18 protein-coding genes and 1 pseudogene are annotated in these 21,721 nt (G+C 38.1%); 3 read left to right on the forward strand and 16 right to left on the reverse strand.

The window, feature by feature from the left end:
• Positions 1 to 97 precede the first annotated feature (97 nt).
• The 6 genes from MKX62_RS23490 to MKX62_RS23515 all read right to left on the reverse strand — a co-directional run bounded on the left by MKX62_RS23490 (position 98) and on the right by MKX62_RS23515 (position 6,093).
• Entirely contained in the window at positions 98 to 1,135 is a 1,038-nt protein-coding gene (locus tag MKX62_RS23490) for a serine hydrolase domain-containing protein (RefSeq protein ID WP_340742516.1), read from the reverse strand.
• Between the two features lie 383 nt (positions 1,136 to 1,518).
• The gene (locus MKX62_RS23495) at positions 1,519 to 2,523 is read right to left on the reverse strand and encodes a DUF2268 domain-containing protein (protein WP_340742517.1); all 1,005 of its coding nucleotides are present in this window, start codon (positions 2,521 to 2,523) and stop codon (positions 1,519 to 1,521) included.
• A gap of 832 nt (positions 2,524 to 3,355) precedes the next feature.
• The gene (locus MKX62_RS23500; RefSeq protein WP_187045339.1) at positions 3,356 to 3,796 is read right to left on the reverse strand and encodes an ASCH domain-containing protein; all 441 of its coding nucleotides are present in this window, start codon (positions 3,794 to 3,796) and stop codon (positions 3,356 to 3,358) included.
• Between the two features lie 132 nt (positions 3,797 to 3,928).
• Positions 3,929 to 4,234, reverse strand: a complete 306-nt coding sequence (locus MKX62_RS23505) for a hypothetical protein (RefSeq protein WP_255428467.1) — start codon at positions 4,232 to 4,234, stop codon at positions 3,929 to 3,931.
• A 610-nt stretch (positions 4,235 to 4,844) separates the two neighbouring features.
• Entirely contained in the window at positions 4,845 to 5,468 is a 624-nt protein-coding gene (locus MKX62_RS23510) for an AAA family ATPase (RefSeq protein WP_187045340.1), read from the reverse strand.
• Positions 5,469 to 5,664: 196 nt separating this feature from the next.
• On the reverse strand, positions 5,665 to 6,093 hold the full coding sequence (locus MKX62_RS23515) for a hypothetical protein (RefSeq protein ID WP_340742518.1): 429 nt from the start codon (positions 6,091 to 6,093) through the stop codon (positions 5,665 to 5,667).
• Between the two features lie 461 nt (positions 6,094 to 6,554).
• On the opposite strand from MKX62_RS23515, the gene MKX62_RS23520 reads away from it, so the two are divergent.
• Entirely contained in the window at positions 6,555 to 7,349 is a 795-nt protein-coding gene (locus MKX62_RS23520) for an STAS domain-containing protein (RefSeq protein WP_197485329.1), read from the forward strand.
• 955 nt (positions 7,350 to 8,304) lie between these two features.
• Here MKX62_RS23520 and MKX62_RS23525 read toward each other — a convergent pair.
• The 10 genes from MKX62_RS23525 to MKX62_RS23570 form a co-directional block, all read right to left on the reverse strand.
• Positions 8,305 to 9,657, reverse strand: a complete 1,353-nt coding sequence (locus MKX62_RS23525; protein WP_067211010.1) for a gluconate:H+ symporter — start codon at positions 9,655 to 9,657, stop codon at positions 8,305 to 8,307.
• Positions 9,658 to 9,832: 175 nt separating this feature from the next.
• A complete protein-coding gene (locus tag MKX62_RS23530) occupies positions 9,833 to 10,834 on the reverse strand; it encodes a LacI family DNA-binding transcriptional regulator (protein WP_067211013.1) in 1,002 nt (333 codons plus the stop codon).
• A gap of 32 nt (positions 10,835 to 10,866) precedes the next feature.
• Positions 10,867 to 11,703 (reverse strand): SDR family oxidoreductase, encoded by an 837-nt coding sequence (locus MKX62_RS23535; protein ID WP_187045343.1) that lies wholly within the window; start codon positions 11,701 to 11,703, stop codon positions 10,867 to 10,869.
• Positions 11,700 to 12,776 carry a mannonate dehydratase gene (uxuA, locus tag MKX62_RS23540; RefSeq protein WP_340742519.1) on the reverse strand — a complete coding sequence of 359 codons (1,077 nt, stop codon included), beginning with the start codon at positions 12,774 to 12,776 and terminating at the stop codon, positions 11,700 to 11,702. Before uxuA ends, MKX62_RS23535 begins: the two co-directional genes overlap by 4 nt.
• Positions 12,777 to 12,789: 13 nt before the next feature.
• Complete coding sequence (locus MKX62_RS23545) at positions 12,790 to 13,410, reverse strand: bifunctional 2-keto-4-hydroxyglutarate aldolase/2-keto-3-deoxy-6-phosphogluconate aldolase (RefSeq protein ID WP_340742520.1); 621 nt, start codon at positions 13,408 to 13,410, stop codon at positions 12,790 to 12,792.
• A 15-nt stretch (positions 13,411 to 13,425) separates the two neighbouring features.
• On the reverse strand, positions 13,426 to 14,445 hold the full coding sequence (locus MKX62_RS23550) for a zinc-binding alcohol dehydrogenase family protein (RefSeq protein WP_187045346.1): 1,020 nt from the start codon (positions 14,443 to 14,445) through the stop codon (positions 13,426 to 13,428).
• A 10-nt stretch (positions 14,446 to 14,455) separates the two neighbouring features.
• On the reverse strand, positions 14,456 to 15,412 hold the full coding sequence (locus MKX62_RS23555) for a sugar kinase (protein WP_187045347.1): 957 nt from the start codon (positions 15,410 to 15,412) through the stop codon (positions 14,456 to 14,458).
• A gap of 750 nt (positions 15,413 to 16,162) precedes the next feature.
• Entirely contained in the window at positions 16,163 to 17,443 is a 1,281-nt protein-coding gene (locus tag MKX62_RS23560) for a cation:dicarboxylate symporter family transporter (protein WP_067211029.1), read from the reverse strand.
• 182 nt (positions 17,444 to 17,625) lie between these two features.
• Positions 17,626 to 18,516 carry a response regulator gene (locus MKX62_RS23565; protein ID WP_067211031.1) on the reverse strand — a complete coding sequence of 297 codons (891 nt, stop codon included), beginning with the start codon at positions 18,514 to 18,516 and terminating at the stop codon, positions 17,626 to 17,628.
• Between the two features lie 11 nt (positions 18,517 to 18,527).
• Complete coding sequence (locus MKX62_RS23570; RefSeq protein WP_231885692.1) at positions 18,528 to 19,790, reverse strand: ATP-binding protein; 1,263 nt, start codon at positions 19,788 to 19,790, stop codon at positions 18,528 to 18,530.
• 174 nt (positions 19,791 to 19,964) lie between these two features.
• On the opposite strand from MKX62_RS23570, the gene MKX62_RS23575 reads away from it, so the two are divergent.
• Both MKX62_RS23575 and MKX62_RS23585 read left to right on the forward strand, forming a co-directional pair.
• Positions 19,965 to 20,237, forward strand: coding sequence for an alpha/beta-type small acid-soluble spore protein (locus MKX62_RS23575; RefSeq protein ID WP_340742521.1), 273 nt, complete (start codon positions 19,965 to 19,967; stop codon positions 20,235 to 20,237).
• A gap of 180 nt (positions 20,238 to 20,417) precedes the next feature.
• Positions 20,418 to 21,628: pseudogene (locus tag MKX62_RS23585) on the forward strand (IS3 family transposase).
• Positions 21,629 to 21,721 lie beyond the last annotated feature (93 nt).

A 21,721-nucleotide genomic window follows, 5' to 3' on the forward strand; every position in this document is an offset into this window, starting at 1 on the left:
TTGTGGTCTAAATTTCCGTTGATGAACTACACAACTTCAGATATATGAGTTGGATTTGCTAAGGCTATCTGTATATTTTCTACTATCTTAACGCTTTTTAAGACAAAAGAGACTTATATATTTCTCCAATAATACCTTCGAGTTGATGAACACCCAATTCTGCATTCGTCATTATGACCGCCCCTTTCCCTAAATAGGGAAAGGCCACCATCATACATTGAAAACCCACTCCCCAACCAAGTGATGTAATTTCTAGTTCTTTTTCAGAGCCTTCAAGAAACACACCTAATCCAGTCCAACTTTTACCTCTTTGTGGGGATATCATTTCTATTGCTAAACTTTCCGAAATGCCAACCTTGCTTTCACCTTTTACAGCCTTCATTAACTCAAGAACTAATTCAGCTAAATCCATAGAAGTTGTCCATAATCCAGAAGCTGCTGGATAAGGATATATAGGATATTTCCCATCTACTAATTCACCGTTTTTATTGTGACCACAAGAAAAATTTTGCCTATCCACTTCCAATACTGTTTTATTGAAATGGCTATTTTCCATACCTAATGGTTTAAATATTTGCTCTTTCATAACTTGATGAAACGGTTTTTTCGCAACATCTTCTATAAGTTGTTGAATAATACAGTATCCGGCATCCGAATAATGGAATTCACTTTCTGGTTCACACTTGACGTCAATTGGAGTTTGACAATAAAGTGTTTTCCCCTCTAATAATTCAACCATCGAAGGAACAGCTATTTTCGAGTTCAGTTCAGGAAAACTACCTTCAGGGTCTTTAATTCCAGATTGATGACTTAGTAAGTTCCTCAATGTCACTTTTTTATTTTTAGTAAAGTCATTTTTCGGTGTTTTCCACGTTTTAAGATTTTCATTCACATCATCATCTAAATTTAGAAGCCCGTCTTCTACTAGCTTCATTACAAGTATTCCTGTTAAGAACTTACTAATTGAACACGCACTAAAAATAGAATCTTCATTTGCTTTTCTATTGCTTTCCACTTCTAATAAGCCATAATTTTCTGTTCCACTAATTTCATCGCCCTCAAGCAATGTGATACTTAAACCTTGCACATTATAATGTTTCATCCGTTCTTGAATGTTAATGTTTTTTAATTTCACGATTATCCTCCTTTGTTAGTAGTATCAAATAAATCATAACACGAATGTACGTTCTTATATGTCTATTTGTAAAATAAATTTCTCTTCAACTATAATGCAATCTTATTTAAAAACCGGTAGACCATTTTCTATTTCTAATTAAAAATAAATCCCGTATCTTGCGCTTAGCTTGATAAGGATTGGAGGTTTTACCTGTTAACGCTATTCTAAGTAACTGCATTCGAAGAGATAATCATTTGCAAAACAATGACCGTAAGATTTAATAAAAATGCATACAATGGACACCAAGTGGCAAACTAAAATCATGGAGGTGTTTAGCCCCTTATAGTTGAATTAGGATTGTTAATCCAAACGGTAAAAGTCATATCTAAGACTTAGGATTTTTACTGAAAAATTCTTTCTTTGTATTTACTTCCCCTAATTATTTTATTAGCATCCAGTTTTGTCCATTCTATTATTGAACTATCAGGGTTGTTTTCAATGAAGCTTTCAGTGATTTGATAACCTATTTTGTAATTCGAGAATCTCGGAATATCTTTACGTGAATTACCGTTAACCAATTTATCGTAAATAATAAAATCCATAGATTCGCCATTTATGCTTAAAGCTTCTAACACTTTAACCTCTTCATCATTAGATAGTGGCTCTATCCAAATGACTTTTGTTTCAGGGTATAAAATACTTGCAAAGGAATCTGCTTTGCCTTCTATCAAGATTAAATCTAAAATATTATAATCGATTGGTATTCCATCATACAAAAAATTAACAGTATGATGATATTCGTGAGCCACCGTATACTTTACCGTTTCTTCTGAAACGGATGGGTCAATCATAAGCAAAAAATCACTTTCAGAAAATGTCATCCCACTCATTCCTCCCCCTGTATTAATGAGATGCCATTCCTCAGGATTAACAGGGAAAATATAAATATTTGTATCTTTACCTGGTAACAGTTCTGCCGATTTCAATATGGCTTCCTCTATCCACTTATTAATTTGACCTTGATTTCCAAGTAGCTCATTCGTCTTTTTTTCTAACTGTTCTATTTCCCAAGATGGTGATAGAGGGTCACCTATTGTTATATCATTAATAGACGATTGCCCTTTAAACGCTTCTAATACATACTCTGTATAGATAACTTTTTTATCAAGCTCAGGATTCTCACTAATTGTTCTTGCGTAATCCAACACTTCGTCGAAAAATGATATAATTTTAAACTCCTGTCCTTTATATGAAAAATGATAAGTAGTTTCAATAGGAGTTTTAAAATCTTCCACTATCTCATGTTCCTCTTCCTTTATTACTTTGTTTTGTTCTTTAACATTTGTACAACCAGATATAAAAATAACAGATAACAGTAAAATCAAAAAAATTATCAAACGTCTCATTCTACCCCTCCATATCCTTTTCTACGATGTAGAAAAGGTTTTTTAAATTTATATCCATGCAGCCCTTCTTTTCCTAAACCGCCCCCGTTAGTGTAAGTGGTTTTATTCACAAACTCCAGATTCGTTTTTACATAAATATCCAATTTGAGTTAAACGGATTTTATTTATGTGAAGTGGGTTCTTCATACCATTTTAATTTTAATCAACCTTTTCCTTTAACATAGCAAAATTATACTATTTGATAATTGCAGTACTTGGATTCTTGGCATTTTGATTAATGTTTTACTCCGCATTTACAGGTGACTCGCAACTAATCAGTATTACCCGAATTGGAGCTATTTTATTATTTTTACAAATTAATTATTCGATTAGTTTAAAACCTAAAAGGAATTAATTATTGGGGATCTAGATAAGATTTGGCTTTCGAAATATCTCTTAAAATCAAGCATCAGTAAAAGTGTGCTTTTTATTTTTAATGATGCTTTTTTCCAAATTTTAGATTGCCAATCTATCTTTTCCGCTCCAAAACGCATCCTTTGCATACACACTACATTCCGGGTAAAAGAGAATGTTTGGCGATTGGAACGTGAAATTCCGGTCTATATACAAATTGAACAGCTTAAATGAACGTGTTATGAGCTGTCACTTCGAGAGATATTCCGCGCTTATTTATGTAAATGTTCCCTTATATAACTTAAAAACCCGACAAACTTCACATGAGGAGTTTGTTGGGTTTCGCGTTTACTTCATCCAATTTTCAAGAACTATTCAGTTGTTCCTAGTTAAATGACGACTGCACATTGTTCTGAAATCGCGCAGTTTGTTTTACTGGTTATTTTGGATATACTTTTTCAAACCGCTCACATACAACTAACATTTCTGGCGAGAATTCTTTATCATATTCTTTTAGTAATTCGGAAAAGAATTTTTCATGCGCTTCCCACCAAAACTGATAATCTCCTCCTCCTTCTGCTAAGGCGTAATCTTCTGCTACCTCATTCATCGGTACAACTTCGACGGATTGAATTTGAATGATTGCGGTAGGTTCATCTTGACCATTTAGAACAATATAATATTCGCCTGCTTGGGGTATAGCTTCTTTTTCTAACTCATATAACTCATATCCTGAAGTTGTCGCTGTCTTCTTTCCCTCTACAACTAAATCAGCTAACCAATCAGCTGAGGCTCCAAATTGAAATGCATCTTTATATTCCGTACCTTCCATATGATTTGCTCCACAAAAATCTTTCCAAAATTGTTTTACCTTATCCATAAATAATCTCCCTTTTCCCTAAAATTATTTCTTGTTCAGAAAAATGGCCCGGCTGTTGAATAAAAAACCCTGTACATTGTCGTAACTTATTTCAAATTCACATCTTTAATCTCCTAATTTCGGCTGTTTTCTCTAGTAGATATAACATCCGATTTCTTTCTGCATTCCTTCCCATTGTGCTTTATATTTGGATTTTGGAATGCCATAATACTGCTCATAGCGGCATATTTTACAAGAACAATGGACTTTTCCTTTGCTTAATGTCCCACGCACAGGCATGGACTCGCCCTCTCGTTGCAGAATATCTTTTAGAATCACCCATTTTCTTTGAATGACTCTCTCTCGCTGATAGCGAGTGTAGGCTTTGGAACGATTTTTCATTATTGGATCAGTTCCCTTGAGAAATCCAAGCTTGCAAAGCATGTCAAAGGGTGTCACAGCACGCCCTACAAGCTTGGTATTGAGCTGATCAACTGTCTTAATTTGATCATGGCTTAGTTCTTTTCATTATGTATTCAATGACAGTACACAGACGTAATCGGAACACATTATAAAAGCTGTTTATACGCAGTTACACTATACGGTAAATCGCACTGAAGTAGTTCTACTTGCAGATCTCCGTAGTGAGATTCTAGGAAGTTGAGACGCTATAAGTAAAGTTCATTTCCTCTCTGACTAACAACGAGTTGATTTGACCAAATACCAGTTGACCTTACTTTGTCAATTGAACTAAAATGTTCCTTAACTTTACTACGTTTGACACAGATAAAAGTTCCAAAATTAAGTAAATTACCAAATTACAATTAACAAAAATCCATTTCTGCTGACTGAACTATTCTGTTACGTGAGTGCAATTAGAATTCGGATTTGCCAAATGAAATCAACCTGCAAACCACCGAATCGAACGCAGAACGACTTTACATATGCCATTCATACTTATATTCCTTATTCTTTAAAGTAGGTGACTATCCTTCTGAATAAAGAATTGACCTCTCTTACTAAACCATTATCCCTACCACTGTGTGTAAAACTGGTCACCTGCACCCAGTTAGTTCACGAAGTAAACCTGTTTTGCGTAGGACTCCCAATCTTTTTTATCGGTATTTATTTCAATTGTAGGAATGATTGAGTTTACAGCTTGATTTCTATACTCTTGTTGTTGTTCTAATAATAAATCACAAGCCATTTTCATTTCTTCTTCAGGTTTCCCTACCCATTCATTGGGATTCCTACTACTTATTCTTTGTTCTATGTTCTCTGGGGATACAGTTAGTAAGGCACATCTTGCTCCCATTTCAAACAACTCGACTTCTAATTGCTTAATTTCATCTAAAATAGTATGCGAGAATGCTACTCGATGATTTAAATGAAACCTTTCTAATATAAAGAATAAACCTTTTGAACGCTCGGATGATTGTCCAATTTTTCTTGACCAATCATTTAACTTTTTCAACATCATAACTCTTTCTGTTAAGAGTTGTAAGTGTTCCTCACGACCCAACCACTTTAATTCACCATCTACTTTGTGTAATATTTGCGAATAATGCTCACTAAGAATGACAACACTGCGTTCGGCATCATCACATGCCTGAAGTTTTTTCAGCGATTTCAAAACAGAAGTCTTTCCAGCATTCGAATAGCCTTCTAAGATTATCCCTCTAAATTTACTCATCTTCTCCCCCTTAATTAATGCTTTTTCTACTACAATAAAGGTTATAGAATTTTTTTACGCATCTTCAATTAAACTGCCACTTAGAAGATGGAGAAATCATCTAACAGAGCGAGATCCGGAATACATTAATTCTAATGTTGAACGTTAATGTTTGCGGAATGCAAATTAAATTGATATAACATCCGACCTGTTATCTCTAATTATTATGCGTTTCATCATGCATGAAATTAGTAGTATCCATGTTTTCGGGGTAACCGTATTCATATAAAATGACTCGATTCTTTTCGTAAACTTTATAAATATAGTCAACACTTTGTTCATTATCAAAAATCACTTTCACCTTTGTAGGCCTTATTTTTCTTCCTTCTTCTACAATTGTATCAATTGTCCATGTTTCATTCGGATATTTATCCTGAAGGTAAGTGTCAACTATTCCAATAGATTCTTCATACCTGTTCTGTAAGACTTGTTCTCGAATACCATAAAACACCCAGTAACCAATCAATATGGCAATGAATAATAAGGAAATTACTATTCTGCCACGCTTTCTTAAAAAGATAGCAATTAGGAACAATACGAACAAAATAACTCCCAGTAAGAATCGTTCAAGTGCATAATCTCCCATCCATATTGCCTCCTCTAAATAACCTACTTTTCAATCAGACGAAATATATATAAATCTGTTACATGTAATTCTTCAACTATGTTGTCCCAAACTTAATAATAGCACTTCTAGCAAACGGTCTTTTGCTGTCAATTGTTCAGTAGTCATCGAACTTCTCATCCTTATATACTTTGGATTAGCATTTTTGTAGCTACTATTTCGGTGTCTGTCACACTGAATTATCCTGACAAGTGTTTATTGTGGTAAAATGGAGAGGTTGGAATAATTATGAAACCTCTAGTTACTAAGTTACGTTTATCCTGAAAAGGGTATTCGTTAAACAACACCAAATACTAGGAATAGAGTTGTCATTTCCTTCCCTACTGAAATATAAAAAGTTAGCATAACACAGGGAAACTTCTATAAGTGGCTACCCGAAATGAGAGAGGAATGGACAAATAATGCAATCAGTTGGAGTTTACATGGAGACAGAGAAATTAGCTCTCACGGACAAGTGTTTAAAACAAGCTATAGCTAAATTGCATTTACATTTGACAGAAGAGCAAATTGCAAAACACAAAGAGCTATTGACAGTTTTAATAAGCGAGTTTTCAAAAACACTTCTTTCAAGTAATGAAGAAATAGAGGATATGAATTTAGAATATGACATCGATAACTACTATTACAAAGATGGTACTTTACTTAAAGATACTATCGAAATAATAAGTACTTTTCGCCTGTCTCTTATGCAAGAAATTCAAAAAAAGGGGCTACTGGAGCAATATGATACAGAAGGAGTAGCTAAACTTTACGAGAAAATTACATTTGTTTTTGACGATGCAATTCGTAACACTACGAAAAAGTTTAATGAAAGTAATCAAAAAGTAATTAAAGCAATTGAAAAAGAAATTTTGCAACTAGCTGCACCCATTGTTCCAATTAGAGATGGTATTGCAATTTTGCCCCTAATTGGTGACTTTAGTGAAGAAAGATCGGCTTACATTACAAATACCGTAATTCCGAAAGTAACAAAGTTAAATATCGAGTTGTTGGTAATTGATTTTTCAGGAATTCATGCGATTGATACCTATGTCGCTCAACATGTTTTTCAAATAATCGATATCTTAAAGTTGCTCGGAATTGAGACTGTTATTACAGGTGTAAGACCGCAATTAGCCATGACCACTGTAGAGCTAGGCATAAATACAAAGAACTTGAAAACCTATGGTAACGTTCAACAGTTCTTGGAGACGTTTGATAAAAAAGAACAAGTGTAAGTAGGTGAAAAAATCCACATATCCCAGTTAATTGAAATTGGGTTATTCTTTTTACTCATTTAAATCAAAAGAAAAATCTTAACCGCATGAATCTGACTAAATATTTTCCGTATGAATACCTAAGAAACGGTAGCTGTGCTGGCAAGTAGTCGTGATAGTCACGATTGTTTCTACACAGCAACCATAAGTGCAAACCGCATGACAATCACTATCTTTACGATAAACGCATATTAATTTTCACTCTTTAGTCACCATCCTCTCCCCGAATACCAAATCATAGCAATCCCCATTTAGAATGTAGATCTTGAATCTTTTTACTCGAATGGTTTTTCAAAGATCTGTACACTTACTATAACTTTGCAAGTTTAAATGTTTTTTCTCAAAATGGTTTAACTTAATGCAACACGGGTATCCATAGACTACAAGGCGAAACTACCGAAGGATGAACCTTAGTAGACGAGTAACCTACAAGTGATTCCGACGATGAACTGCACAGCCTTGGCGGAAAATTTGCTTTGCTGACGATAGGTACACTTTTTTAAGAACCGTGTTATCAGGTTCCAATTCTAATGTGTTAACCAAGCAGTAAGCGTACCATTTTTTGTGAAAGTGCAACTTGATGACTGATTTCAAAAGGGCAGATCGCGTACCAACCATCTTGCGACTGCATAGCCGGAATGGCTAATTGAGTCAGCCCTATCAAACTGCACTGACGAGAGTTACATGATTATTCGTCAGAAAGAACAGTTTGTGTGATTAAAAACTATCAAATTTTCCGAGTGCACCCCCTTTTTATCGGGTATGGAAAAAGCATGATCCCCTTTGTATAAGGATCATGCTTTTTTCTTGTTTATGGAACTATCACTACCTGAAAAAAAACTGCCCGCAAAAGCTGAATGACATCCAGCCTTCCGGACAGTTCCTCTTTTTATATTCTTTTAATTTCATACCCCTATTAAACAAATAAGCTTAGAAGTAAAACGAAACCGAGACCACTCACTGAAATAACAGTTTCTAGCACAGTCCAAGTTGCGAATGTTTCTTTCATCGTTAAGCCAAAGGACTCTTTAACAATCCAGAAACCAGTATCGTTAACGTGTGAAGCAATGATACTACCTGCACCTGTTGCTAATACCATTAATTCTAAATTGACATCTGTACCTGCCATCATTGGAATGACGAGTCCAGCTGTCGTTAATGCCGCAACCGTTGCCGATCCCTGTGCTACTCTTATAACAGCAGCAATCAGCCAAGCTAAAATTAACGGTGATATTGCACTACCTTCAAAAAGGACAGCGACATAATCGCCAACTCCACCATTGATCAATACTTGCTTAAGTGCGCCACCTGCACCAAGAATTAGTAACATCATACCAATAGCTCTGACTGCGTTTTCTGCTGATTCCATAAGCTGTTTCATTGGAATTTTCCGTGCGATACCCATTGTATAGATTGCCAGTAATACAGACAGCAACATAACAGTTGTTGGAGATCCAATCATTGTAACTAGGTCAAAAAACACGTTTTCCGTATCATTTGCGTCTCTAGACAATTTGACGATTGTTGAGAAAGCCATTAAAATAACCGGGAATAATGCCGTGAAAGCACTGATACCAAATCCTGGTGTATCTTCTAGTTTAAATTGTTTTGTTTCCCCTATCGAAGCAATACTACCGCTTGTACTATCTTTATCAAAAGCTTTTGGTACAAATTTTTTCGCGAACTTTGTGAATATAGGACCCGCGATAATGACGATTGGAATTGCGATTAGGAAACCGTAAAGCAATACCAATCCTACGTTTGCGCCGAATTCATTGGCAATAACTGTAGGACCTGGATGTGGCGGTAAAAATGCATGTGTAGCTGATAACGCGGCCGACATTGGAAGTCCTAAGTATAAAAACGGTACTTTTATTTGCTTAGAAATTTGATAAACGATTGGAATTAATAATACTAGACCTACTTCAAAGAACAATGCAATCCCTAGTATAAATGAGGCCACTACAACAGCCCATTGGATATACTTCAATCCGAATTTTTCAATCAACGTCATTGCAATACGTTGAGCACCACCAGAATCGGCGATTAGCTTACCAAGAATCGCTCCTAACCCAAAGACTAATGCGATACTACCTAACGTTCCCCCCATGCCAGTTTCAATTGATTTAACAATCTCATTTATTGGCATACCTAAAGCTAAAGCGATTAAGAATGAAACAACCACTAATGAAATAAATGTATTTATATTAAATTTCATGATTAATATGAGTAAAACAATAATCCCTAAAGCGACAATTACTAATGGCATAACTTTCTCCCCCTGTTAACTACAGTGTTGGTATAGTTTTAAAAGATGTTCGCTACTATTCTAGAGTTCATCTCTATTTCTTTGATATACAGCAATTGATGCTACCAATTGTGATTTTATGTACTAACCTGTTTTATCATAACTAGCAACGGTAATCATCCTTCGGCAGACTGCATCAACAAGATCCTCTTGCAATTAACGTTGGTTGTAAACGATATACCTCAGGTTCCCCGTGTTCTTTTTCATTCATTTGCTTCATGAGTAATTTAACAGCTAGATTAGCCATTTCAATCATCGGCTGTGAAATGGTCGTAATTGAGGGTGTATAAAAACTAGCAAATGGTACGTCATCAATACCGATAACAGCTACATCTGCCGGGATTATTAAATTATGATTTTTTATATACTTCAGTACTTCCATGAGCACGAAATCATTCCCCGCCAATATGGCCTCTGGTGGAGCAACAAGCTCGAACAATTCATCAAGAGCCGATGATATGGCATCCGAGTCAGCTGTCTTCACATAGTCTGCGTTTACATTCAACTGATGACTCACTAACGCTCTTTTATATCCTTGAATACGTTCAATTCGTGGACTTATATTTCTAATGATCGACGTAGTAACAATGGCAATCTTGCTGTAACCGCTTTCAGCGAAATGGTTAACAGCCAATTCTGCCGCTTTATCGTTATCGAGTAGAACAGTTTCAATCCCGAGATCCGCGATTGTCCTGTCCATAAAAACAAGTGGAAAACCAGATTTTTTCATTCTTTTGTATAAGTCGATATTCCCACCTGTTGGAAATATGATAATCCCATCCACTTGTTTCGCCATGAGCATCTCGATATATTCCTTTTCTTTTTCCGGTTCATCATCCGCATTACAGACAATTATATGAAAACCATGTTCATAAAACTTGTTTTCAATCGCCCGGATAATATGAGTAGAGAACGAATGAAGTATATTTGCGACAATGACACCGACGGTAAAAGTAGACTTCTGCGTTAAACTGCGCGCTACTATGTTTGGACGATAATCCAATTCTTCGACTGCCAATTCAATTCGTTCTCGTGTAAGCTCACTCATATACTCATATCGTTTATTTAAAAATTGAGAAACTGTACTTTTAGATACCCCTGCTAATTTTGCTACATCCGCGATTGTTATGTTCTTCAAATGATCCAACTCCATTATCTAACTTTACACCATTATACACCGGAGTAAGCCATGAAGCCTCCATCTACTTGAATTGTTGTTCCTGTAACAAAACCAGAACACGATTCATCAACAAGAAACAGCATTGCACCAAGTAAATCTTCAGGTTTACCAAATCGTTTCATCGGTGTGGCTGCAATAATTTTAGTTGACCGTGCAGTATGGCTACCGTCTTCATTGAGCAGCAGACCACGATTTTGAGTTGTTAGGAAAAAACCAGGAGCAATCGCATTTACTCTCATCCCTGTTTCCGCGAAGTGAACAGCTAGCCACATCGTAAAATTATTGATAGATGCTTTTGCTGCACTGTACGCTGGTACTTTCGTCAATGGCGTATATGAACTCATTGATGAGAGATTCAATATAGAAGGTGTTTCTGATTTTAATAGTTCTTTTCCGAATACTTGTGTTGCCAAAAAAGTACCGGTAAAGTTTGTAGAAAACACTTCAGAAAAACCGTTTTCATCCAAATCGAAAAAAGTTTTACCCTCTTCTTGTTCATCATAGATCTCCGGATCGGTTATCGCATCAGTATGATTGCCACCTGCTCCGTTAATGAGCAAATCTACTTGGCCGAATTGTTTAACGGTTTCAACCCTTGCACGCTCCAATGATGCTCTATCCAGCACATCCGCCGCTAATGCAATGGCTGTACCTCCAGCTTCTTTAATGCTGTCAACGATTTTCTGACCTTTTTCAGCGTCGCGGTTTAGAATTACCACTTTAACACCTTGGCGCGCTAATTCACGCGCCATTTCTGAACATAAAACACCACTGCCACCTGTTATGACGGCTACCCGTCCATTTAGGTTGTTATGAATTGGAATCATGATTCACCATTCGCTTTTTTCGTTTCATATGCGTCCCATAATCCTAATAAATACATGATGCCTAAAGCACGGTCATACAATCCGTAACCTGGTCGGCAAACTTCTCCCCAAATATGGCGACCATGGTCAGGTCTGACGTATCCATCGTAGTTCTGCCTATTGAGTTCTTCGACGACACCTTTTACGTCAATTGAGCCATCTTGCGTATAATGAGATGTTTCTACGAAATCACCGTTATCATAAATTTTCACATTACGGATATGCGAGAATGGAGCACGTGAAGCGTATTTCTTCGCGACTTGAACCATATCATTCTCTGGATTTGCGCCCATTGAGCCCGTACACATTGTAAATGCATTTGACTCGGAGTCAGAAATGGCAATCAGTCTTTCGTAACTTTCTGGACCTGTCATAATTCGTGGCAGACCGAAAATCGACCAAGGTGGATCATCCGGGTGAATCGCCATTTTTATGCCGCAAGCTTCTGCAACAGGTAAGATCTCTTTTAAGAAAATCTCAAGATTTGCCCAAAGTTGCTCTTCGTCCACTTGTTTGTATGCTTCGAAAAGATCTGTAATCTTATCCAATTTCTCCGGTTCCCAACCTGGAAGCGTCAGATCTGAAGCTTCACTTACGGTACGAATTAACTCTTTTGGATCAAGGCCATCTACTTTTGCCTTTTCATAAAATAACGCCGTAGATCCGTCTTCTAGCGGATGGAACATTTCCGTACGTGTCCAGTCAAATATTGGCATGAAGTTGTAACAGATAACTTTAACACCGAACTCTGAAAGATTACGGATTGTCTCTTTATAATTTTCAATGTATTTAGCACGATCTTCATTGCCAATTTTGATAGCTTCATGAACGTTTACACTTTCAACAACATCCGCATGGAAACCGAATGATTTAATGTAATCGACTTCTTCTTTAATGTCTTCTTTTTTCCAAACTTCTCCGGCAGGCACTTGGTGCAATGCCCATACGATACCTTTTGTGCCAGGGATCTGCCTTATGTGGTCGAGTGTGACAGTGTCATTGTCTCTTCCATACCAACGAAATGTAATATTCATTATGCCACTCCTTTTATTGTGAAATTTTGTTTATATATTGTTTACTCAGTTCCACTACTGCTTCGTACCCACCCGTTTTGTATGCTTTATTCAAATCACTACCGATTCCAACAGCAACTGCACCCGCAGCAAGCCAATCATTTATATTGTCCAGATTGATACCACCTGTTGGCATAATCTTCACTTGCGGTAATGGCCCGTTCACTGACTTAATGAATGACGGCTTAAAGTCGTTTGCAGGGAACAGTTTCAATACGTCACAACCTGATTCAAGCGCTTCCACCATTTCACGAATCGTCATACAACCCGGGAAATACGGAATGCCGTAACGGTTGCAAATACGTGCAACGTCTTTATTGAAATGAGGACTTACGACGAACTTCGCACCAGCCAAAATGGCATGACGTGCGGTTTCGGGGTCTAAAACTGTTCCTGCCCCTAAAAGGATGTCCTCATGTTGCAACTCTTCGAACACTTTTTGAACGTTTGGCGTCGTATACGTCAATTCGATTGCCCGGATACCACCTTCAGCAGCCGCTTTTGACAACTGGATGGCTTCCTCTGCATCACTTCCGCGAATGACCGCAACAACTTTAGATTCCGCTATTTGTGCATGAGTTTCAAACTTTGACATGATTGTTAGCCTCCCTTAGTCGAATACAATAACAGCTTTGCGAACTTTATCTGGATTATTCTCCACAAATGTAAATGCTTCTTGCACATCTTCAAGCGCAAATGTATGTGTGATTAATCCATCGTGACGAAGTTTTCCTGTGTTTAACAATTCAACAACTCTTGGCATTTGGTTCGTTTGCAATCTTGAACCAACAATGGTTATCTCTTTTTTCGTTATTAATAACTGTGGAATTTGAGCCGGTCTTTCATCGAAACCAAGGACAACAACCGTGCCAGCTGGCGAAACAACGTCAATCCCCAGTTCGAATGTCATCGGCAGACACACTGCATCAATGACGACGTTTGCTCCCTCGCCTTGCGTCCACTCTTTCACGCATTCTTTCACATCTTCCGACCCTACTTGAACTATCCTATCCGCTCCGTTTTCCCGTGCGAATGCCAAACGTTCTTCGCTTAAATCGGTCATCATAACAGATGCACCTTGTAGTTTGGCGAATTTCAAGATACAGATTCCGATCGGTCCTGCTCCTTGGATAAGAACAGTATCACCTTTCCCGACTTGACCTCTCCATGTCGCTTGAGCGCCGATTGTGTAAGGCTCCGCCATAACAGCTTCGTTCCAATCAAGCGTTGAATCGACTGCGTGGAGTTGCTTTTCAGGAAGAACGAAATACTCTCTCATCCCACCGTCTTCATGCACGCCAAACACCGATAGTTGTTCACAGACATTCGGACGTCCTTTGCGGCATGCGTAACATTCGCCGCAGTAACTAATCGGTTCTACGACGACATGGTCTCCGACTTTAAGCGTTGTGACATCCACTCCCGTTTCCACCACTTCGCCAGTTACTTCATGCCCGACCACGCGCGGCAATGTCGCAAGCGGATTCGTTCCGTGGTAGATATGCATATCCGATCCACAAATCCCTACGCGCTTCGTTTTCACCAGTACATCCGTAGTAGAAACTAGTTTCGGTTGTTCGACTTCATTGATGACAAGGTCATACGCTTTCCTGACTTGAACAGCTTTCATCTTGTCCACCTCACCTTTCGATACCTTTTTCTTGTCGGATGAAAGGCAATACTTCTTCTAAGTAAGGAAGTCCTTCATTGTCTCCGGATACAGTTGTAACAAGAGCTCCGACGCCATTTGCCAATTCCAATCTTTCTTGCGGAGAAAACCCATTCAAATATGCGTAGATATAACCTGCATCGTATCCATCACCTGCACCAACTGTGTCCACAGGATTGACTTTAAATGCTTCTTTTTCATACCAAGTACCATCCGTGAGAACTCTTGAACCGTTTGCACCATCTTTTATCACGAACTGATTTATTTGGAAACGCTTTGCACAGTCAATTAGTGCTTCATCTGAAGAATCTTCAAGAATTAGTTCGATTTCATCGAGTCCTGTCAAGAGAATATCTACATACGGGAATATTTGCATAAACGTCGCTCTTGCTTCTTCAATCGTCCACATTTTCAACCGTAGATTCGGATCAAATGAGACTGGAATTCCTGCTTCTTTTGCAATTTCAAGAACTTGTTTCACGATTTCAATATTTTTTGGATTTATCGATAAAAACACGCCGGTGAGATGAATCACATCAACTCCTTCAAACATGTCTTTCGTAATATCTTTTGGCTCCATTGTAAGCATAGGAGACTGATGACGATAATAAAACGTCTTGCCCGAACCGTCTTCTTGAATTTCTTTAAAGTTTAGCGAGGTAGGATACCCATCCATGAGTTCGACATTCGTCACATCGATGCCTTCACCACGCGCGAAATTGTAAATGACCCGTCCAAACTCGTCATTTCCTAAACGGCTCACCCATTTTGACTTAAGACCAAGACGAGAGCATCCAATTGCAAAATTCAATTCTGCCCCGCCCACTTTACGAGAAAAATTTGTTACAAATCGTAAAGGACCAGTATCTGCCGGATTCATCGTAATAAGGCCATCACCAAGTGTTAGAATACTAAAATTTGAAGACACATAATTCCTCCTTTATGCCAATTCGAGCTGCTATTAGTTCTATAATTAATTCAATAAAACGGTTTACTAAATCGGTTTAGTAAATTATACAATGAAAAGGCTTACATAATCAAGCATTAGTTTATGAAATCTAAAAACTCTCTTTCTTACTCCTAATTTTCAAGTGTTTTTTAGAGAATGCTATCTATAGATTCGTTCAGTTTATATTAGGTATTCATTTATTCAACATATAGTCGTAAAAAAGTTTTCTGTTTAAAGTGGTTTATCTTAATTTCACCCGGGTATAGGTAGATTACAAGGCGGAACTACCGGAGGATGACCCTTAGTAGACGAGTAACCTACAGGCGATTCTGACGATGAATTGCACAGCCTTGGCGGAAAATTTGCTTTGCTGGCGAGAGGTACACTTTTCAAGAACCGAGTGATTAGGTTCCAATCTCTATGTGTTTACTAAGCAGTAAGCGTTACGTTTTTTGTGGAAGTGCAACTTGAAGACTGACTTCAAAAAGCAGATCGCGTACCAACCATCTTGCGACTGCATCGCCGAAATGGCTAATTGAGTCAGCCCTATCAAACTGCACTGACGAGAGTTACATGATTATTCGTCAGAAAGAACAGTTTGTATGATTGAAAAAACTATCAAATTTTCCGAGTGCACCCCCTTTATTGGGGAATGGAAAAAAAGCATGGTCCTCTTAGTTTGAGGGCCATGCTTTTTTGTGTACTATAGTGTTTGGTATTGACGATTTCTTATTGGCTTACGCTAGGTTTACCAATTGTCGCCATGTATTCTTTTTCCATACCGCCATCAAATCGGCCTTCCCACTTGGACATTACAACGACTGCCAATGAGTTACCGATTACATTGACAACTGTTCTTGCCATATCTAGAATTCTGTCAATCCCAGCGATGAAGGCAAGTCCTTCAAGCGGAATTCCCACAGTTCCAAGCGTCGCGAGTAGTACAACGAAGGAAACGCCAGGTACACCCGCAATCCCTTTAGAAGTAACCATTAACACGACCATCAACGTAATTTGTTGCATAATACTTAATTCAATTCCATACATTTGTGCAATGAAGATCGCTGCAAGTGCTTGATAAAGTGTAGAGCCATCCAAGTTAAAGGAATAGCCTGTTGGGATGACAAAGGAAACAATGTCTTTCGGACATCCGAATTTCTCCATTTTCTCCATCACTTTTGGTAATACCGTTTCCGAACTTGATGTGGAATAAGCCAACAATAGCTCATCTTTCAAGACTTTGATAAGGTGGAAAACGCTTGTCCCGCACATTTTAGCAATAGCTCCTAGTACCACTATTACAAAGAACGCCATAACTGCGTACACCAGAACGAGTAATTTCCCGAGCGGAATTAAGGATTCTAGTCCAAATTTTGAAACCGTTACACCGATTAATGCAAACACACCAAATGGGGCAAATTTCATAATAAGATTCGTTACCCAGAACATCGCATCTGCGGTTCCCTGGAAGAAGGCAAGTATTGGCTCCCCTCTCTTACCAATTGCCGCAACACCTAAACCAAATAGGACAGAGAAGAAAATAATTGCGAGCATGTCACCCTCAGCCATCGACTGGATAATATTGCTCGGAACAATGTTCACGATAATATCCATAATGCCATTATTCGATACTTCTTCAGTTGTTTGTACGTATTGTGAAATATCCCCTTTTTCCATTGTAGAGATATCCAAACCGACACCTGGTTTAAATAGATTTGCTGCTAACAAACCAACAATAATCGCAACTGTTGTAACAATTTCAAAGTAAAGGAGTGTTTTACCACCGAGTTTACCTAATTTTTTCAAATCCCCTGTACCCGCAACCCCAACGATTAAAGTTGAAATAATAATGGGAACAACAATCATTTTAATCATCCGGATAAACATGTCCCCTATGGGTTGCAGATACTTTTCAACTGCAGGGTTGCCAAAGAAAACTGCTCCGACTGTAATTCCTAATATTAAACCTAGTAAAATTTGATACGCCAATGTAAATTTAAATTTTTTCATGTACCCACCTCTTTTCAAAATATGAAAACGCTTACGAATTCGTTTTTTAGAACTTGTAAGCAATTATATGTGGGCATTATAAAATCCGACAAAATCCGACATTTTGTTTTAATAGATTAGTTAAAACCTTCTTCGTAATGTAATAACTACAGTATTCTTCCTAATGAACTTAGTTTTGTACGTTAAGATTGATTGTGTTTTTCAACCGTATCAAAGTACATCACTTGAAGGAATTTCTTTATATTTATTTTCACTTTCGTTGATTCATTACTGTTTTGATCAATTTCTTTCATCCGTCGCCGTATTTCCTCAAATTCAAAATAGCGAGGCGCATAATATTCAAACTTCGGATTCATATAATCGATTGACCCTAATGAAGCCAAATTCGTGACTGCTGTTAGAATCGTTCTCCGGATTCGTTGTTCAATCGACTTACTTTCTTTCTTTATATCCTTGTTCTCTGTTGTATTTGAACTAGCTACAGCCTCATAAAGATCTTTCAATGAAGGAAATTGAGTGCTCGACTCTTTACGATTCATTAAAAACTCCATCATCAAAACCATATCCTCACTACCTGGTTCGCTGATAATACCTAACTCATTTAACAATGAATAAACAATTTCTTTTACGCTCTTCCTCTTCGGTAAAACTCCAGTTGAACCGATATGAGCTAATGATTCTCGAATAGACATTAACGAATTTTTCAGCCGGAACTGTTCTGACATTTTCCTTAGGATGCTCTGCACTTCAACACGATTAATTGGTTTATGTATAAAGAACTCAACACCTTTTTCATAAGCTTCCCCAACCATTTCCTTATTTACAATTTGAGAAATCATAATGAATTGGCCTTGGAATCCCAGTGTTCTTAAATGTTCCATCGTTTCGATTCCATCAAGTTCAGGCATTAATAAATCGATCAAGACAAAATCTGGGTTTGTTGAATGGACAAGTGAGAGTGATTTGACTCCGCTTTCCGCCTCACCAATGACAACACCTAATTCACCTTCCGTAATTATTTTCGCCAACATTTTTCGACTGGCCGTATCGTCATCTATAATAAAATAGCGCAACTTGATTCATCTCACTTTCTAATGTTCTTCGTTGGAATTCGGATTTGAAAAATCGTCTCTTCATCCAAAGACTCTACTTGAATTTGACCTTCAAGCGTTTGTATTATATGTTGCACATGAGACAAGCCGATTCCCGTTGCGGCAACGCCATGATTGTTAAATTTCGTCGTATAACCCGCTTCAAAAATAATTGGTAAATCCTCTTCTAAAATCCCTATTCCCGTGTCTTTTAGTATGAAATGGGTGTATGCCGCTTCTTCGTATACCGTTACTGTAATTTCGCCTTTCTGCTCAATGGATTCAACTGCGTTTGCGGTAAGGTTATTCAATAGTGCGAGCAACGGGATTTGTTGAGTCGTCTCGAAATCAACTGAAAGCGATAGTTGAAAAGCGATTTTTTTCCTAAGCAAAATACTATATTTATCATTTGCGGTAACAACCAAGCTTAGTACTTCCGAAAGTAAGAGGACATCATTTCTTTTTTCTGTAGATATACTGGAAATCCCAGAAAGAATCCGCTGCGTGTCTTTTTTCACTTCGTGTATTTCTTGCGTGATAAGCAATGCTTGCACGCTTAACTCTTGAAGATTTTCCTTTTTTAATTTCCGATACAACTCATGACTCGCTGCCGTGATTTGCTCAATATGGTCCAATGACTTTTGTAGATAAAGACTTTCCGCATATAAGTCTGCACCCACGCCAAGCATTTCTTGCATCTGTTTCTTTTGTTCCGATACCGTGATCATGCTATAAAGTCCCACTACAAAAAAACTGCGAAACAAAGCTGTCCCAGCTATTAATGCCCATTCACGAAAACCTAAATCCACATGCATTGACAATAAATAGCGCATAAGATGCTCCGCGCTATTTCCGATAAATTCAAAAAGGAGAGCCCATGCGCCCAAAAGTAATGGAAACGCTTTGTATGGTTCAATTTTAATAATGCTAAATCCGATTGCAAATAGCACATAATACAAAAATGCAGGCAGGTGATTTTGTAAACTTGCCCAAAATGAAATAGTCTCAGTCGTAAAATCGCCAATTAATCGGAAACAAACCACCGTGATCCCCGTGATAAGACCCGTTCGAATCAATGGAATAGAAGGACGAATAAGAATGAGTAAAAAGAACGTAATACTTCCTAATCCGAAACGGAAATTCTCCCCGTTGAAAGGAATCACTTTAATCTCGCTAGCAATCGCGGTCAATAAAGCAATTACAACGTAAGTGACACCTGTAGTTCCGATACTATTTTTAAGTTTAGTTATAGACAACATTAATTTCTCCTTTTATGTCCCATCACACGGTTTGTGTACGATTATTATCAACCAATTGATTGAAAAATGAAAGAAGTAAAATTTGTTTACTTGCGAAAGAGTGTACTGAATTCGATTTGCAGTGTGTTTTCCTGTATTTTGGGGACACTACAGCTTACTGGAGGAGATAAAATGGCTAGCAATAATAGAATTTTGGTACCTGGTGCACGACAAGCGTTAGATCAGCTGAAAGCGGACATCATGCAAGCCCAAGGCTACGACGTGGATAAATCTGCACCCAATAACGTGAAATTCGAAATTGCGGAGGAACTCGGCATTCCACTATCAAAGGACTATAACGGAAAACTAACGTCGGAACAGGCGGGGAAAATCGGCGGCTCGATTGGTGGCAATATGGTGAAAGAAATGGTGAGAATGGCGCAAGAGCAAATGCCAAAGAAATGAATCTAACGCTTGTCCCGTAACCCAAGGGGCAGCGTTTTTGTTTGTTGGACGGTTCGATGTAATGGTTGGACACTTTAACGCGTTCGTTGGATACTTCTGAATGTAGTATAGAAAGTGGACATAATCCAATGAGCGTGTTTGGATAAAGAGAACAAACTAACTGAATGGAGCGTGTCCATTATGAAGAAACGAATAGATAATCAGCTGAAAGAGCATTTGGTCAAGCTGGTGGTGGAAGACGGAAGAAAACAGATTGAAATTTCACGGGAGATGGATGTGCCTGTCAGTACCTTGCGAAAGTGGGTAAGTCACCATCGAAAAGAACTGGAAGGAAAACGTAATGGGGAAGAATTTGTAACCTCTACCGAGCGGCTAAGGCAGCAACGAGCGCTTGAAAAAGAAATCCAGGAACTGAAGGAAGAGAATGAAATCTTAAAAAAAGCCATGCACATCTTTTCAAAAAACCCGCAGTGATCTATTCATTTATTGAAAAGCACCGGGAAGAATACCGCGTGAATAGGATGTGCGAAGTTCTAAAGGTTTCAAAGAGCGGCTACTATAAATGGCGTGAAAAAGTACAAAGTGCCTCGCAGAAGAAAAAAGAAGGGGCATTAAAGTTAATCAAACAAATTTTTTACGAGAATCGGGAGGTCTATGGAAGCCCCCGAATCCAACGGATTATGAAGAAACAAGGGGTACCACTTTCAGAGAAGACTGTCTCAAACTATATGAGAGAGCTGAGTTTATGCGCTACAGTGCCTTTTCACTATACGGTGACAACTCAATCTAATCATGAACATCCGATTTATCCTAATTTATTAAAACGAAACTTCCATGCGGATCATCCCAATCAAGTGTGGGTCGTGGATATCACCTATATCTGGACAAGTCAGGGGTGGCTATACCTGGCTACGGTGATGGATTTATTCTCTCGTAAGATCATTGGTTTTAACTTAGCGAACACCTTATCCACGCAGCTGCCTCAACTGGCGCTGGAGCGTGCTTTTCATTTCCGTTCCCCAGAAGAAGGGTTGATTCACCATTCAGATCAGGGCTCCCAGTATGCGTCTGTTGCTTATACTGGACTACTTAAAGAGAAGCAGTGCCAAATCAGCATGAGCCGTAGAGGTGACTGTTACGACAATGCGTGTATTGAATCCTTCCATGCGACAATCAAGAAGGAACTGATTTACCGAATGAAGTTCAAGACACGAAAGGAAGCAGAGACGGCAGTGTTGGATTACATCATCTCGTTTTATAACGAGAAACGCATCCATTCCACGTTAGACTATGTCTCCCCTAATTTTTTCGAGTCACAGTATCAAGAATTGAAAGAGAAAAATGCCCAGAAACCACTCACAACTTTCGTGGAAGAGCAGTTGGCTTTTTAACTGCTCTTCCATGAAAGTACAGCAAGCGCAGCGCGGTAGGCTTATTAAAATAACTGCTCATTAATTCATGTCCACTTTCTTGACAGAATACCA

Origin of the sequence: Sporosarcina sp. FSL K6-5500, assembly GCF_038005665.1 — a bacterium.
In the GTDB taxonomy this organism is placed as follows: domain Bacteria; phylum Bacillota; class Bacilli; order Bacillales_A; family Planococcaceae; genus Sporosarcina; species Sporosarcina psychrophila.

What these genes read in the sequence shown, in the direction of transcription:
- MKX62_RS23495 (WP_340742517.1), bottom strand. Translation starts at nt 2,523, where the DNA reads ATGAGACGTTTGATAATTTTTTTGATTTTACTGTTATCTGTTATTTTT.
- MKX62_RS23500 (WP_187045339.1), bottom strand. Translation starts at nt 3,796, where the DNA reads ATGGATAAGGTAAAACAATTTTGGAAAGATTTTTGTGGAGCAAATCAT.
- MKX62_RS23510 (WP_187045340.1), bottom strand. Translation starts at nt 5,468, where the DNA reads ATGAGTAAATTTAGAGGGATAATCTTAGAAGGCTATTCGAATGCTGGA.
- MKX62_RS23515 (WP_340742518.1), bottom strand. Translation starts at nt 6,093, where the DNA reads ATGGGAGATTATGCACTTGAACGATTCTTACTGGGAGTTATTTTGTTC.
- MKX62_RS23520 (WP_197485329.1), top strand. Translation starts at nt 6,555, where the DNA reads ATGGAGACAGAGAAATTAGCTCTCACGGACAAGTGTTTAAAACAAGCT.
- MKX62_RS23525 (WP_067211010.1), bottom strand. Translation starts at nt 9,657, where the DNA reads ATGCCATTAGTAATTGTCGCTTTAGGGATTATTGTTTTACTCATATTA.
- MKX62_RS23535 (WP_187045343.1), bottom strand. Translation starts at nt 11,703, where the DNA reads ATGATTCCAATTCATAACAACCTAAATGGACGGGTAGCCGTCATAACA.
- uxuA (WP_340742519.1), bottom strand. Translation starts at nt 12,776, where the DNA reads ATGAATATTACATTTCGTTGGTATGGAAGAGACAATGACACTGTCACA.
- MKX62_RS23545 (WP_340742520.1), bottom strand. Translation starts at nt 13,410, where the DNA reads ATGTCAAAGTTTGAAACTCATGCACAAATAGCGGAATCTAAAGTTGTT.
- MKX62_RS23550 (WP_187045346.1), bottom strand. Translation starts at nt 14,445, where the DNA reads ATGAAAGCTGTTCAAGTCAGGAAAGCGTATGACCTTGTCATCAATGAA.
- MKX62_RS23560 (WP_067211029.1), bottom strand. Translation starts at nt 17,443, where the DNA reads ATGAAAAAATTTAAATTTACATTGGCGTATCAAATTTTACTAGGTTTA.
- MKX62_RS23575 (WP_340742521.1), top strand. Translation starts at nt 19,965, where the DNA reads ATGGCTAGCAATAATAGAATTTTGGTACCTGGTGCACGACAAGCGTTA.